The sequence below is a fragment of the Mesorhizobium sp. M0698 genome (assembly GCF_040320455.1).
In the GTDB taxonomy this organism is placed as follows: Bacteria; Pseudomonadota; Alphaproteobacteria; order Rhizobiales; family Rhizobiaceae; genus Mesorhizobium.
The window spans coordinates 22,266-37,677 of sequence record NZ_JAMYPQ010000016.1 but is presented as its reverse complement, the minus strand read 5'-3'; the positions used below and the strand labels follow the sequence as shown (position 1 = coordinate 37,677).

11 protein-coding genes are annotated in these 15,412 nt (G+C 59.6%); 1 reads left to right on the top strand and 10 read right to left on the bottom strand.

The features are described from left to right. Positions 1 to 9 precede the first annotated feature (9 nt). The 3 genes from NKI16_RS25425 to NKI16_RS25415 form a co-directional block, all read right to left on the bottom strand. Positions 10 to 1,455, bottom strand: a complete 1,446-nt coding sequence (locus NKI16_RS25425) for an undecaprenyl-phosphate glucose phosphotransferase (protein ID WP_352682362.1) — start codon at positions 1,453 to 1,455, stop codon at positions 10 to 12. Between the two features lie 438 nt (positions 1,456 to 1,893). Beyond that, on the bottom strand, positions 1,894 to 3,054 hold the full coding sequence (locus tag NKI16_RS25420; RefSeq protein WP_352682359.1) for a glycosyltransferase: 1,161 nt from the start codon (positions 3,052 to 3,054) through the stop codon (positions 1,894 to 1,896). A 34-nt stretch (positions 3,055 to 3,088) separates the two neighbouring features. After that, entirely contained in the window at positions 3,089 to 4,750 is a 1,662-nt protein-coding gene (locus NKI16_RS25415; RefSeq protein WP_352923825.1) for a GMC family oxidoreductase, read from the bottom strand. A gap of 310 nt (positions 4,751 to 5,060) precedes the next feature. Here NKI16_RS25415 and NKI16_RS25410 point away from each other — a divergent pair, with 310 nt between their 5' ends. Further along, complete coding sequence (locus NKI16_RS25410) at positions 5,061 to 6,185, top strand: hypothetical protein (RefSeq protein WP_352923823.1); 1,125 nt, start codon at positions 5,061 to 5,063, stop codon at positions 6,183 to 6,185. Positions 6,186 to 6,204: 19 nt separating this feature from the next. On the opposite strand, the gene NKI16_RS25405 is transcribed toward NKI16_RS25410, so the two are convergent. The 7 genes from NKI16_RS25405 to NKI16_RS25375 all read right to left on the bottom strand — a co-directional run bounded on the left by NKI16_RS25405 (position 6,205) and on the right by NKI16_RS25375 (position 15,332). Continuing rightward, positions 6,205 to 6,609: a recombinase family protein gene (locus tag NKI16_RS25405; protein WP_352923821.1), complete on the bottom strand. Its 405-nt coding sequence runs from the start codon at positions 6,607 to 6,609 to the stop codon at positions 6,205 to 6,207. After that, on the bottom strand, positions 6,606 to 7,811 hold the full coding sequence (locus NKI16_RS25400) for a glycosyltransferase family 4 protein (protein ID WP_352923819.1): 1,206 nt from the start codon (positions 7,809 to 7,811) through the stop codon (positions 6,606 to 6,608). Before NKI16_RS25400 ends, NKI16_RS25405 begins: the two co-directional genes overlap by 4 nt. 229 nt (positions 7,812 to 8,040) lie before the next feature. Beyond that, a complete protein-coding gene (locus tag NKI16_RS25395) occupies positions 8,041 to 9,339 on the bottom strand; it encodes a glycosyltransferase family 4 protein (RefSeq protein ID WP_352923817.1) in 1,299 nt (432 codons plus the stop codon). Further along, positions 9,245 to 10,543 carry a polysaccharide biosynthesis/export family protein gene (locus NKI16_RS25390; protein WP_352923815.1) on the bottom strand — a complete coding sequence of 433 codons (1,299 nt, stop codon included), beginning with the start codon at positions 10,541 to 10,543 and terminating at the stop codon, positions 9,245 to 9,247. Before NKI16_RS25390 ends, NKI16_RS25395 begins: the two co-directional genes overlap by 95 nt. A 272-nt stretch (positions 10,544 to 10,815) precedes the next feature. Continuing rightward, entirely contained in the window at positions 10,816 to 12,156 is a 1,341-nt protein-coding gene (locus tag NKI16_RS25385; RefSeq protein ID WP_352923813.1) for a hypothetical protein, read from the bottom strand. Then, positions 12,153 to 13,793: a GNVR domain-containing protein gene (locus NKI16_RS25380; RefSeq protein WP_352923811.1), complete on the bottom strand. Its 1,641-nt coding sequence runs from the start codon at positions 13,791 to 13,793 to the stop codon at positions 12,153 to 12,155. Before NKI16_RS25380 ends, NKI16_RS25385 begins: the two co-directional genes overlap by 4 nt. 222 nt (positions 13,794 to 14,015) lie before the next feature. After that, a complete protein-coding gene (locus tag NKI16_RS25375; protein ID WP_352923809.1) occupies positions 14,016 to 15,332 on the bottom strand; it encodes an oligosaccharide flippase family protein in 1,317 nt (438 codons plus the stop codon). Between the last annotated feature and the right edge of the window lie 80 nt (positions 15,333 to 15,412).

Here is a 15,412-nt window from a genome sequence, read left to right as displayed (position 1 = left end):
AAAGTTGGGCTAGACGGCGTTTCGCCCCGTCCAGATGCGGGGGATGGTCAGAAGCAGGATCTTTACGTCGAGCCAGACCGACCAGTTGTTGACGTACCACATATCGTGTTCGACACGCTTGATCATCATGTAGACATCAGGCGTCGCGCCGCGCCAGCCATTTATTTGTGCCCAGCCGGTGACCCCCGGCTTCACCTTGTGCCGAGCCGGATAAAGAGAGATGATCTGGCTGTATTCGCTGTCATGCGCGAGCGCGTGCGGCCGTGGGCCTACCAACGACATGTCGCCCTTCAGCACGTTCCATAGCTGTGGAATCTCGTCGATACTGAACCTTCTCAATATGCGCCCAACGCGGGTGACGCGGGGATCGCCCCTGCAGGCTTGAGGGACAACGGGCCCGTCCTCCAGGATCGTCATCGTTCGGAACTTATAGATCTTGAACGTGCGGCCATTGAACCCGGCCCGACGCTGACAGAAGAGCACCGGCGCCCTGGATTCGAGCGCAATCAGCGCCGCTACAACGGCCAAAGGGGGCAGAAGAAATGGGAGGGCGACAGTGGTCAGCACAAGATCGAAGAGCCGCTTCATCAGGAGCTGAGGCGCCGTCAGGGGCGCGCTTTGCAATTCTATCGCCCTCGTCCCCCCCAGGTTGACGACAGGTCGCTTCAAGAGCGCGCTAACGACGTGGTCCGGAAGGAGCCTTACGGGTACCGCGACCACGCAAAGGTGGGCCGTGATTTTCTCAATCAGGGATATGTCAGCCCAACTGACAGCAAGGACTATCTCGTCGACCGAACGCCGACGCACATGTTCAATGAGCTTATCCATACACTCAAGGAGCGAGCTCTCGCTGGATGCAGCAGGCAATGTAATCGTTTGGCAGACCTGGCATCCGGAAGCCTCGATTGCCTGGACAACGCCACTTGGCACGCGCACGTCCGATTGGGTTACGATCACTACTTGCGGTTTGGCAAGCATGTCCGATCTGGTCAGCGAGGCAAACAGTCGTCCGGCGCCCAGGCGCACGAAGATGATGCCGCCAAGTCCCGTCACGAAAAACAGCATGACGGCTTCGCGCGAAAACATGTCTCCCACATTGAGTGCAAGCGCCACAACCGACAGGCAAAGAAAGACCGCCGTCCAGATCAGCGCGACCTCCTTGATCTGAGAGGCCAGCGACCGCAGCTCGGAACTCAGATACAGGCCGCGCGCATATGCGGAAGTCGAAAAAAGGGCGGCTACAACAACACCCAGCCCGAAGTTCCGGCCGTACTCGCCGAAATGTCCGAAGCTCACAAGATTATATACCATTCCCGAGGCGATGCTGAGCAGCACGACGGACATTGCCTCGAGAAGCGGAGACGACTGCAGAAGAACATTGACCTTGAGGGGCACGTTCCACCGCGGTGCGTTTGACGTGGCGCCCGCACGGGGGGCTTCATGAAGAAGTGCCATGACGTTCACCTGCGTTCGAAGCCGCATTCATCGACCAACATCGCGACGACCCTCCTCCTCTGCTGAAAACCACCGGAGTGCCCAGCGTGACGTGGCACCCGTCGCCTGCGATCATTGCCCCTTCACGCGAAGTTCGATTGCGGTGGCTGCGGTAGCACGGGGAATGGCCAGAGAATGGCAGCGACACTGCGCGAATCCAATTCGGCATAAGCTCTAACCCCAAAGGGTAGAGCCGGCGGACGCACCGACCTTTCTTGCCCGCTTCCGGCGCCTGTTAGCCTTTCGAGTACCTCGAAATGATATGCTCTCGCGCGCAGGCCTGGAGCGGCGGACGCTCCGACGGAAGCGACCGGTTCGAAACTGCCGCCCTTTCTCTTTGTTTGGGCACCGCTGAGCGCCGAACCCGAAACCGGGTCTCATTTTTTAGGGCCTGATCGTCTAGGCGAGCGCCATAGCATCGGCGGCGATCCGTCGCAGCTGGAGCTTGCGAACGTGGAGGCGTGGGAGCGGCTGCATGCCGATCGTGGCTAGGATGTGATCCCAACGGTAGACCCAATCGTGCATCTCCAGGCAACGGACCGTACTTGTCCGGCGCAACAATTCCGTACGGCAGGGGTTTGCGTCGAGTTCGCCAATTACGTCTGCGATATGGCTCGAGTCTGGTGATACCTCGATCACTGCGTCTGGCCAGTCGAAGTGCGCGCCGAATTCGGCGCATTGCGGCGCGGTCCCAAGCATGACGGCGCCCCCCGCGGCCCCTTCGAAAAGACGGGCAGGCAGCACCTGCTCGCCGGCAACCGTGACGGCCTTCGAGTTTGCAAGCGTCGCTGGACTGAAAGCCATGAAATAGCGCGTGCGCCTGATGATATTGGCGAGCAGCAAACGATGCTCATGCCACGCCTTCACCCGGGAATCTGTGCTTGCGAGCGTGTCGTAGAGATAGAAGAGGTCCCGCTCTTCGGCCAGCTTCAGAAGCTGTCCGTGTATCTTCGCGGCTCGGTTGCCGATCGAGTATACGTCGATCACGCGTTTGACCGGCGATAGGTACGGCGTTGCAATGAGGCCGTCGACAGCCGTGGCAAGAAAGGAACAGGGCGTGCGGGTGTATTGAGGCAGGCGAGGTATGCACGCGCTGTGCAACAGGAACACGTGGTCGAACTGGTCCAGGAGCTTCAGATATCGGCGGTCCTCTTCGAGAGTGCTCGACCAGAGCTCGAACAGATACGCGACAGCAACCTTGCATCGGCGGCGCCAGTCGTGGATCCGAGACAATTCTACAAGGCTTTGCGGACTCCAGGCGACGAAGAAGAAAAGGTCATAATCTTGCGTGAGCCGAACATGCTCAATGCTTGGCGCATTCATTAACCCCAGCCCTTTGCGAAACGCGTTTGTCAGTCTGTTGAAGTCACGCTGGACGTTGTGAGGGTCGTGCTTTGGCAAAACGGCGTGAAAGCGTCTCGTTAGGTAGTTGTCGATGCCAGGGGCGATCAGATCGGCATCCTCGCATTCGGCAACGATGCGGCAAAACTCATACGCCGACGCAAAGTGAGCCCGGTCCTTCGCATTGAATTCAGAGGCAACCAGTGTACGTCTCTTCAAGGAATTCTCCCGGCACTTGTCATTCGATTTTCAACTATTCGGCCGCCGCAGGTTGGCCCGGCGCATAGTGCTCCAGTGCCGGGAGGGGTTGCCGACCCAGGATCATGTCTGCCGCCTTTTCCGCGATCATAAAGACAGCGGCCGAAGTGTTGGCCGAGGGAACGGAGGGCATGATGGAAGCATCAACGACCCGCAGGCGCTCGAGGCCGTGGACCCGCAACTGGTCGTCCACGACAGATTCAACACTAGCGGATGGGCCCATCCGGCACGATCCGCACAAATGATAGGCTGTCAGCCCGGTTTCGCGGGCAAACTGCAGCCGGTCGGCGTCGTCCGTTGTTTTCGGGCCGGGAAGCTCTTCCGTGCAGTTGTAGCGCCTGAGCTCGGGGGCCCGAAACAGCTGCTGCACAGTCTTCATGCCGTTGATGACGACCTGTCGGTCCTGATCATCGGCGAGATAGTTGGGCTGGATCAGCGGCGCTTGAGACGGATCTGCCGAGACCGCCCGAACATGTCCGATGCTCTTCGGCCGCAACTGATAATAGCCAAGCTTGATGACCGGCAACCGCCGCGCGCCGCCGTGATCGGTATAATTGCCCAGGGCAAGGTCAAGCTGGATATCGGGGGTGGAGTGAAGATCCCGCGAGTTGGCGAACCCGTAGACGAGCGACGGGCTGACGGCGAGAAAGTTCGGGCGGCCCAGCATCCATTTCGCTGCCTCGCGCAGGAGGGCGAAGCCGTGTCCGCTGACCGTTTCGATGCCCTCCACCCGGGCGATCAGGTGGACTATGTAGTGGTCCTGAACATTTGCACCGACACCGGGGGATTCGTGCACAACCGGAATTCCAAGGCCGGAGAGCATACTCGCAGCACCCACGCCTGACAGCTGCAGCAGCTTTGGTGAGTTCGCCGCGCCAGCGGAGAGGATCACCTCTCGACGGGCCTTCACACAGCTCGTGGGATGACCCGGCCCTCCTCGTCCATATCGAACGCCGATGGCACGCTTTCCCTCGAACAGGACGGCCGTGGCCTGCGCGTTCGTGCGGACGTCCAAGTTCTTCTTTCTGGCGATCGGCCGTAGGAAAGCCCGCGCTGCGCTCACGCGCCATCCGTTATCGATATAGCGCTGATAGTAGCCCACACCGGCCTGGCTTGCTGCATTGTAGTCGGGATTACGCGGGATGCCGGCATTGAGCGCGGCCTCGATGAATGCATCACATAGTGGATGTCGCCAATCGCAATCTGTAACTGGAAGCAGTCCGTCCGTCCCGCGGTAGAAGGAATCGCATGCCCCAACCCTCCGCTCGGTTCTCTTGAAATAGGAGAGCACGTCGGCGTAGCCCCAGCCTCGATTGCCCTGGTGGGCCCACTCGTCGAAGTCCGCAGCCGCGCCGCGGTTGTAGTTCATTCCGTTAATTGCGGTCGAACCGCCTAGTGTCTTGCCCTGCGACATCGGAATAGAACGGTTGGCCGTCCCCGGACTAGGCTCCGTGTCGAACTGCCAGGCATATTTCGGATTCGAGGATGTCTTGTAGAGTCCCGCCGGAATGTGCAGAAGGATGCTGCTGTCGGCCGGGCCCGCCTCGAGCAGGCAGACCATATTGGTCCCGTCAGCCGCCAGACGATTGGCCAAGACGCAACCTCCCGCCCCGGCTCCGACGATCACATAGTCAAAGACGTCCGCTTCAACCGACATCGCCTCGCGCTCCGCTTATTACCAGCTTCAGAGAATGGCAGGGAATCCGGCCGATGGCACTTTGCCCATCGGAGTTAAGCCTTATGAAGGGCTTTCGCGGCGGCCAGAATGGAGAGATGGTGTGTGGAGTGCTGTGCGTGCATAAGCCTGCCGCCGATGTGCATTCTTCAGGAACCTGCGCCGCTGGCGCACAGGGGGAAAATGGGGATGCCTGACGACAACCTGACCGAAGAAGCCGCCTTGCCGAGAGGTAGGGTTTATCTGCATCGCGTTGGCCACCTCGACGTCTCCGCACAAGCCGAGTCGACGTTTGGCACCCGAACTGGGCGGGCTGATAGATTTCATGTTGCGCGCCCGGCAGTCTCTTGAACCCCGGCACCTTAATCGGCGCCGTCTCCTTGCCGGGCTGCTAGCGCTGCCTGCCTCGGGTGCCGTCGGTGCAGCGGTGCCTCTGGCCCAGGGGCGATCGGGCGATAAATGGTTCGAGGGTGCCGTCTCCCTTGCGCGTCCAAGCGGACCCGTGCTCACGCGCGCGGATGGGCAGATCATTGAAAATCTTGACATTTACGCCCCCTATGGCAACGGGATCACGGCACTCCATCAGGGCGTCATCGTCCGCAGCTGCCGCATTCGTCATGCCATGGGCAGCGGAATATACGCCCGCGGAGCCGCCGGAATACGCTTGCAGGATCTCGAGATCGATCATGTCGGCGTTCCCCCCTCGGGGACCGAACCAAGTCAGAACCGCAACAACATACAGCTGGAAAGCTGCCCCGATGCGATCATCATCCGTGTCAAGGCGTCCCGCGGCTCCTCCAATATCTATGTCTTCGACTGTCCAGGCACCCAGATGGGCTTCCTCGAACTCCACGACGCGCGCGGGCCGTTCCCCCGTGGACAGAATGTGCAGTTCGACCGCTCTCCGGATACGAGCCTGGAAGAATTCTCGGCCGAGAACGGTCCCACCTCCTGGACCGAGGACAATATTTCCGCCTTTCACTCGGATCGCTGTACAATTCGACGTGGACTCGTCTTCTACAACAACAGCCCCACGGGCGCTGGCGTCATGCTGGAGGGAAGCTTCAATTGTCGGGTCGATGACGTCGATGCCGTTCAACAGGGCAACGGCGCCTTCTCGGCCGTTCCGCAGGGTAAGGTCGGCAGTGGCGGTTGCGCGTTCAGCCGCTGCCGCACCCGGGACACCTACAATGAGCCACGGGACGGCAGGGACGCCCCGACCTCCAACGGCCTGTCGTTCCATACCCGGATATCAGAAGGCGCTGAAAAGCACAGTGTTAGGGACTGCTGCGTCTACGCGCTCGCCAATCCCGGCAACATCATCTGGAAAACGGCGGCCGTGCATGCCGGTTGGTCCATCGAGCGCAAGGTATTTGATCCCAGACCGCCATTGCGGCTTGCCTTCAACTGGCAGTGAGCAGAGATCCGACGAGGCCCTACCGACGACGACGCCAAAAGAAAAGCAGGTCTGACAGCATTGACCGCGACGGGGACATCCCAAGCGTCCACAGAGGCGCTGATGCAAGAATCATGCGTCCCGTCGTCGTGCTCGTATCGATAGGTGTGTCGACGATGCGAAGACCGACATCCTTGCTGCCAAGCCTTTCGATGAGCGCCAGCACTTCGCGGGTTGTGCGCGCAACACGGTACGGCTTCGTGACCGCAATCACGTCTCCTTTCCTGACACATGCGATCGCCCTCTCGAGCTCCGGCGTCGAACCGAATATGCCAGTCTTCTCGCAGAAGAACTTCTCGGCTCCCAAGCGGGCAAGATAAAGCTTTTGCGCCTCCAGCCTGGCAGCGGGTTCGAAGGTGTTGATACGACAGTAGCCGATGATCACCGCCCTGCCCAACCGTAAGAAGCGTTGAGGGAATGGGACGCAAGGGGCCCGACAAGCCGCTGACGATCTGCGAGCCGCGGTTCGTCAATCCCTTTGTCTTCCTCCCCCTTCACGGAGATTCCGATGTCGGACTGCAATCCAGAGGGGTTCGCGAGCTCCAGATATTGCTTTGCAACACTGTGAGCATCGAACTGTCTAACCCTGTCGCGGGCACCTGCCGACAAACGCGACCAAAGGTCATCATCGTCCAGCACAGCCTTCAGCGCTGCGGCCATCGCCTCGGCCTGTGGTTCGACCACTGCCCCATTCACGCCATCCGCGAGCAGATCCCGGCTGAGCCTTGAAGACCCGACGATGGGCGTGCCGGTGGCGATCGCCTCCATCACCGTTGCCGAGGCGACAGGGACCGTATAGCGCGTGGGGAAAGCGGCGACGCGAACGCGGCTGTGTAGTTCGCGAACGCGTGCTCCCTCTGCCATCCCGAGAAGGACCACGTGCCCCCGTATCGCTTCAGGAAGAGCGTCGACCGCCTCTCGCACCGGGCTTGTGATGTCACCCGTCACGTAAAGCGTTACGGATGCGTCGTTGAGGGCGCCGAATGCCCGGATCGTCGCCTCCGGCACCTTGTAGGGCGACGTGCCGGCATGGAGGATTGCCCGCTCGCGCTCTGCCAGCCCACGAGACGCATATGACTGGCGATCGATGCATTTGGGAATTTTCAGGATTTGGTCCCTTGGCAGCCCAAGATCTCGCACCAGTTCCTCCTGAAGCTCGGTCGTGGAGGCGACGACGTAGTGGCAGTGCCGCATGCTCGCGCGTCGAATGGCTCGCCATGCTGCCGCAAGCGCCCCTTTCCGCCTCTCGAGATCGTGAACGATCTGGACGATCGTGCCACGCAGCGGTAGCGGCACCGTCTCGCTGTGGATGACAAGGTCCGGCCGGAACCGATTGATGATACCGATCGCCCGCAGCCATGCCGCGACTGAGGCCGGTCCGGTCAAAGGCGTGCGGCTCAATCCGATTATCGGCAACTCGAGGCGAGGCGAAAGAAGTCGCTGAAATTTTGCGCGGCTTTCGAAGGTGCCGACCACGATCTGCACCTGGTGCCCCAGTTCGAGCAACGCCTGGGCAAGTGCCACAATGAAGATGCTCACGCCATCAGGCGAATCCAAAGGTTCGCGCCGGGTCAAGACAATGCGCATTCGATCGAACCGTCACAACAGGTGCCTGCGGGCGGCCGCAGCCTCCAGTGGCACCGTGTTTCAGCAATGGAAGCAAAAGAGGACCTCGCCGAAGTATGCGAGGCGGCAGGATCGATCCTCGGGCAAATGGGGAGTACCGCGGCCCGCACTGCGCTCGTTGACGCGTGAAGCTTGGTCTGCCCTATGGGCAGCCCTGGTCGGTTCCTGCCACCGCATGTTCCGGCCCACCTCACGACACTGCCGCGAAGGCCCGGATCGGGCGCCTGACCAGGGGTTCATAGATGGCCATCAGCCGATTGAAGTTTGCTTCGGGCGTGTACTGCTCCTGATAGGCGGCATAGGCCCGGCCTGCCACTTCCTCCAAGGCAGATCGGTTTGAAAGCGCCCAGCGCACCTGATCGGCCAACGCGCCGGCATTGCCGACAGGAACGACAAAGCCGGTGACGTCTGGCTCCACGACCCCTTTGATCCACGGCAGCTCCGAGCAGATGACCGGCAGCCGGCTTGCGAAGGCCTCGATGACGGTCATCGGAAACAATTCATACCCTTTCGACGGAAAGAGCAGGAATGCTGCAGCCTGCATCTCCTTCAGCACCGTCTCGCGCGACTGACGCCCGAGATATTCCACGCGCTCGCCCGCAGATTGCTCGACGAGCGGAGCCAACGGCCCCTCGCCGATGATCCGCAGCGGATAGTCGATCTCCTTCCACGCCTCGAGCAGCGTGGCCACTCCCTTGTGGTGCTCATCCAGTCGTCCGACGAACAGCCCTCCATTGCGACGAAGGTCACCGAAGATCGGCGGCCTGGCAACCGCATTCGGCTTGACGACGATGCGTTCGGCCGCCAGGCCGCCTTCCACAAGCTTGTGCCTGGCCCAGTCGGTAAGGGCAATGAAGCGGTCGACCTTGCGGGACCAGGTGCCGGCTCTCTTGTGAAACTCGACCATTGCGGCGACGGCGAGCGTGCCCGCCAGGGAATTCCTGTAGACCTTCTTCGGAACAGTCCACCAGCAGGCGTGGCGGAGACTTCGCTCCCGAAGCCTCTCATCGGGATAAAGCAAGGCGCTGGGACAGAGAATCCTGAAATTGTGCAAGGTCATCACTGATGGCACGCCGGCCTCGCGGCACGCATCCAGGATGGAGGGGCTCAGGAGAGGAAAGAAATTGTGGATATGGACGACATCCGGTGAAAATTCCGCCAATTTTCGGGACAGGGCCCGCCGTGAATGAGGGTTGTAGATGACCCCCAGGGCGGTAGAAATCCTCCGCGCGACCCGCACGATATCGTCATTTGTGGCGGAGAACAGCTCGACGTCGACCCCATTCTGCTTGAGGCACGCGAGCTCCTCCCGAACCGCGCTGTCCTCTCCGGCCCTAATCTGGTAGAAATTATGAACCATTAAGACGCGCATTGCAGTCCGCCACGTCCGAATCTCAATTCGGCATCCCGGACGCCCGTGGCGACGACGCGACGGCTCCGGAAAAGTCGACCTTTGGCAAAACGACCTCCACAACGTCGCCGGGCGCAAGCCCGAGATCTTCGCTGGCGGGGAGCGTCTCGGCGCCCTGCTCTCGCTTTCTATGGACTGTTATCTCGGGCCGACCCGCGGCTATCAGCAAGGTGGATTGCGCTTGACCTGTAAGCGCCAGCTTCTGCGCGGTACCCTCAAGACGCGCCGAGATCTGGGCCAGATTCATATAGGCCTCCTGTAGCTCTCCCAAGGCCGCGATTTGTCGTTCACTGTCGATCTTGTTCATCTGTCTGACATATTCGCCGCGCTGGCGCTCGATGTTCGATGCCTGGACGATCGTATCCAGCAGTTGGGTTGATGACATAAGCACCGCTCGACGGGCTTCAGATAGGCGCGTGGTCGGCGCCAGGCCCTTCTGAAACAGTGTCCTGACGCTCTCGTAATCGTCGGTGTCGGCCTGGCTTCCCTCTTCGTCCTTCTTCTTCTTTTCAGACAGGAGCCGCAGCTCCAGGTTAGTCTCCTCGACAGCACGTCGCAGAAGCTCCTTGTCCTTTTCACTGTCTGACTGACGAGCTTCGATATGCGCTGTTGCCGTTTGCTTCAATCGTTCGGCGAGCGCCTCAGGCACCGGTACGTTCTCGACATGTTCGACTTCTTCGCCGAGTTCGGTGCGAAGGCGCCAAATGCGAACCTGTTCCGTTGCGAATTGCGCCCATAGGGCTTTGTACTCAGAACGGAAATCGGCCGCTTCCATGAGCGGATTGGCGATGCGAACCTGGGCAGCGCTGTAGCCACCCGCAACCGCCACAGACTGTCGAACGGTCATACCCGGCCGGAAGATGTACTCTCCCGGCCTGGCCACATCACCATAAACATAGATGGGCCGGTATTCGGCAAGCGAAACGAAGACCTGGTCCGTCTGGATCAGCTGCGTTATTTCACGGCCGTCCTCGGTCCCCCGCCGATACGGCTTGCTGGCGAGACTGCCAGCGATTATTTCCTGCGCTTGTTGAATGGAAAGGCCACTGATTTGAACCGCTCCAACCAGCGCCAAGTTCACCTCGCCGTCCACTCCGATCAGCAATCGCTGCCTGAAATCCGGAATACCGGGGACCGATACTTCCAGCGTATCTCCGGGCTTTAGCTTGTAGTCGGCAAGTGCCACTGTCGGAATCAGAGCGATGGCGCCAACGAACGAAGCGAGGCGGGTCGAAGCCATGGTCATCGACAGCGCCGACAACAAGGATCTCAACAGCTTCATGGGTCCCCCAACGGGTTGCCCCCGTATCTCTACGGGCGACGTAGCACGGGTTTCTCCGGCGCGGGCGAACCTGCGCAGTGGATGGCCCTATGCTACCAGAAGAGGCATAGCCGAGGCCGAGGCAAAATGGCTGGCTCGCTGGCTCTTTCGAGGCACTCCTGATGGAACCGGCACGGCGCCGCCGCATGAGCGGGCACATCAGTGGACGGCTCCCCTGCTCCTGCCGGCCAAAATCGTACAACGATCCCTTCTACCGAGACCGATAGCCAGCCCTATGTCGGGAGGGCCGCATCCATGTTCGTTCCGATGTATGAACAAGCGCAATGCTGCGTTCGATCCGGTTCAACTGGAGGAAGTTCCACAGCCAAGGCCGGAACGCTGGCGCGAAGCGCAATCAAATAGCCGTATGAGAAACCAATTCCCACAATCTGTAGAGGGCTCTCCAGGGCCGGATTGACGAACATGGCGAGGAAAATCGTGATGAAGACCGTGGACGCATGATTGCGAACACCGCGTGGCAGTCGATTTGGCGGGAAGGCCACCAAAATGGCAGACACGATCAAAATGAAACCAATGACCCCCGTCCGCAATATGGCTTGAAAGAACGAATTGTGAATTCCTGTCGAGAGTATCTCAAGCATTCTGGCATGCGTAATATTATGGGTGTCGGGAAGAAAGGTAATATCCTCGAATCCGGGAAACTCGTATCGCCATCGGACAGATTCCTTCCCAAATCCGATGCCAAACCCGTATGTATCCGCAACGGATACGAGTGCGTCCGAAATGAACGCGAGTCGGATCCCGGAGTTCGGGTCCAGAGCAAAGGTTTGAGGTATGAAGTTGAGCCCGACGGCATAAGCCGAAGTCAGTGCGGTCGCCAAAGCTGCGGCCATCAACCGGCCGGGCACGCCAATCAGAATGACGATCGTCGTGACCGCAAGCACCTTGAACTGAGCCAAGGGGCTGGCGAGGGCTATTCCCAAAAGGAGCAAAATGCCGCCGTATCGGCGCCAGTCGTTCGTCAGAAAAATACCGCCTGCAATGAAAAACACGGCAATGACCATGTTGTTGATCAGCGCACCATAAAGAATCACTATCGCGGCTTGCCCAGATGCGCGCGGATATTGCACGTCCTGCTGAAACATCACCGCCGGCGCGACAACGAGAGACAGGAACAGGAAAACGGGTGCACCAAAAAAGGCATTGCCGCTCATCAGCCTGCGGCGGAAATAAGCCTTGGACGCCCATGCGACGGCGAAGAATCCAACAATCGGGACGATTTGCCTTGTGACTGCTTCTTGAAGGAAGTGAACCTGCCAGGAATCCGGCATCAACCTGTATCTGGACAGCAGGGCAATGAAGAGGCAGAAGGCGGTGTAGACCGCGAGCAGACGAGGCGGCACCGTCTGCCGCAGCAAGGCATAGGCCAGACAGACACCGACCGGGACCACTATGAAGAAAAGGCCAAGCAGGCGCAGGGATATTGCGAGGGCGCAGGCCAGCCAAATGCCCGAGAGAAAGAGGGTGTAGTCGAGCACGTCAGGGGAATGGCTGCAAACGAGGTCGACCGGCTTTGAACCCTTCCTGCGTGACAATGTCGCTGGCGAGGTCATGGCCTGTATTCACGGTTAGGACTGAAAGCCGCACGGTTCATCCTGGTCAAAATTACTGCCGAGAGTTTCTCTGCAGGGATGATGTGCAGGATTCCCTCGAGGTGATCCGCGAAAGTGCGGCGTGCCTGCAGCACCAGGAGGACCTCGCTGATGACGCCCATGGCCGCTTCCAGATCAGCGGTGCGGTCGGTGCTGTGAAAATCAACCACTATACAACTGTATTCTTGCTGCAGATGCTGGAGTGCAGCGGAGATGGAGAGCGAGGCATTCAACTCGGAGATTGACCCCGTGGGCCTGAGAACCAGAACTTCCAGCCCTTCCTGATGCGCGGGAATGATGGCAAACGCCCTGGCGAGCTTGCGACCTGGCTCCGCGTTCAGCATTGGCTGGTCCATCGATGGCTTTTGCCAATTGGCATCAATGAGCAGTGTCTTTTGCCCGGTCGCCGCAATGAGCCTTGCGAGATGAACCGCCACCGTGGAGCTTCCGGACTTGGCGAGGGGTGAAGCAACGCCGATTACAAATCCGCCTTGGCGGCCCTGAACTCCGCGCATACGGCTGGCAATTTTGCTCAGCGAGCTGTGAAGCTCGGGAGCGTCCTTTGAGTAGACGGGCTGCAAAGACTGCTCGCATGGCCCCACAACATTCCACCTGCGGCGGGGAATTCTGCGTATCCCTACAATCCGATCAAGGCCGGTCGACCTGTGCACATCCTCGACCGTTATCAGGCGGTGGTTCATTGCTTGCCTGATCAATGCGTGACCAACGCCGGCAACCCCACCGGCCATAACGGAGAGGGCTACCATCAGGACCGTTGGCGGCCAACTGCGTTGGCGAGGCGGTTCGGCCGCCGTGATGACCCTTGCGCTCGGGATCAGCGACGAGGCGCTAAAATCGGAGAGGGTCCGCTGCAGAAGGGCATTGTAAAGCGAGCGATAAACCTCGGCCGCGCTCTGCTGCTCGCGGAAAAGGACTCTTGCCCTCTCCGCAGATTCAGGGTCCGATTGGAGTTCCTTCAGTGATTCGGTCACAAAAGCCTTTTCCCGAAGTTCCGCCAGCCGCTTGTGCAGATCAGATGCTTCTTCCGTGCGAGCCGCCTGCCGGCGTTCGCGCTGATTTCCGATGTAACCGTCGGCGATCGCGTTCGCGAGCATGGCGGAGAACTGAGGATCGGAAGAGGTGGCCCCGATCTCGACGGCGGTGGAGGAACCCATCTGAAGAACGGAAAACGCGCGCCTCACAAGGACCATCGCCTCATGCCGAATATTTGGCTCCGCCGTCGGCAGTTCGGTGCCGAAGAGAGACGCCAATTGGCCCCGCACATAGCTGGAGATCCGGGTGCGCAAGCTGTCATCCGTCACAAACTCTTCGTCTTCCGCTAAGCCAGTGTGGTCAACAACGCGTCCGACGACTTCGTCCGACTGAATGACCTGTATCTGGCTCTCTACATAGACCCGCTCATCCGCCTGAGCTTCGCCCGGTTGCGGAGCGGGCGGAGATGAAAGGAGGATCGTCGCATAGGCGCTGTAATATCCAGGCGAAAGGACTGTATATGCGCCGCCGACACCAAGGCTCACAACCATCCAGAGGAGGCAAAGGCGCCAACTGCTTCGAACAAATCTTAAGGCGTCTTTCACGGTCAGCTCGTCGCGATCCTTGGGGGGGATCGGCCGGTGAGGCGACCCGGACGGCTGCTCAAGCACTGGAGGCGGGGTTCGGTCATTTACCAAGAGCTGATTGCTCGCGGCATGCCGGACCACGCGGCCAGGCGTGTGGCCGCCAACGCCCGCAGATAGTGGCACAACTCGGCGATGTACCTTCATATGGCGAAGTGATCAGTGGCGAACATACAGACTCTCCTACGACCGGAAACGATCGGCCTCGTGCTCCAACGGTGCGGATTGCGACGCCGGCGGATATCCTCGCACCCGGCCTGCGTCGCAAGCCGCCGTGCGAAGGACGGCCGCTCCGCCAATGAGGAAGAAGCCGGCTGAAACCACCAGCACGACGACTTCCTTCGCCACCATCGCATAAACAATTGCTTGCTCCGCCATGACGAAAGACAAAAAATATGCGGCCACCAGGAATACTAGCAGACCGGATGCATTAAGGGCGGCCCATTCATTTTCATATCCGTAACTAAACATGAATATATTCGATGTGAATGTATTTATGTTCATCATCAATGGTATGATGGCCATCGCGCGCACAATAGGTGTCGCTCCTGAAAATTGATCTCCAAAAAGGATCAATATTATATATGGACCGACAAAGAACATTCCAATACTCATCGCCGTTCCGACTACTACGGTGAATAATGATCTCCTTATGAGTCGTATCCCGTCAGCAGGGTTGACATGAGCGTAGTATGAAACTCTCGGTATGAATGTATTCATAAGCAACTTTAAATATACCCGCGCGGCTAATAGGAATTTTTCGGCGACAGAATATTGTCCGGCTGCGACATAACCTTCGAAATGCTGGACAAGGGCGACAGGAAGGGTGACGAGGGCGCTCTCCACGGCCATGAAGAGGCATCCCCTCCAGCCATTGCGCAGCTGCATTCCAATCGTCGATGGCGTCACGGACCTGAAGCCGCCGAACCCAATCGGAAGGATGAAAGGTAAGCAGATGACGCCACTGACGACGGGAACTGCGCTCTGGATGGCAACGGCGAGCGCGACCTGGTCAGGTGATGCGACCATGGCGACGAAACAGACGAGCGCCAGAACGCGAGCAACAACCACCGCGACGGCCGCCTGCCAGGCGCGTTCCAGGCCGACGAAGAGCCAGGCCGGAAAAATAATGCCGCCGGCGGCCGAGAGCATCGCGCACAGGAATGTCGGCCTACTGAGCGCCAGGACGTCGCCGGCCAGCACAAGGCCAACCAGGCATACGGCAACGAACAGCACTGCCTGGGTGGCCATGACCTGAGCAACCAGGGACGCAATCGCCGCCGGCTCGTATCGAAGGGAAGCAACCCTGCGCTGCGCAGTCCAATGAAATCCATAGGCCACGACGACGGTAGCGAGTTGTCCGATGGCGAGCGCATACGCGTACCGCCCGAAACTCATAGGTCCGAGGACACGCCCGGCATAGGGCAAGATGATCAGCGGCTGCAGGACGTCGGTGACATGCAGGACAGCCAGACTGGCGGCCTGTTTGCTCAGAGTCATGGTGGCCTCCAGTCAGGTGCTTGTCGTGGCAATGCAAATCACACCGTCCAGATATGGGCAGCGCCGCCTCCCAGAAGCAG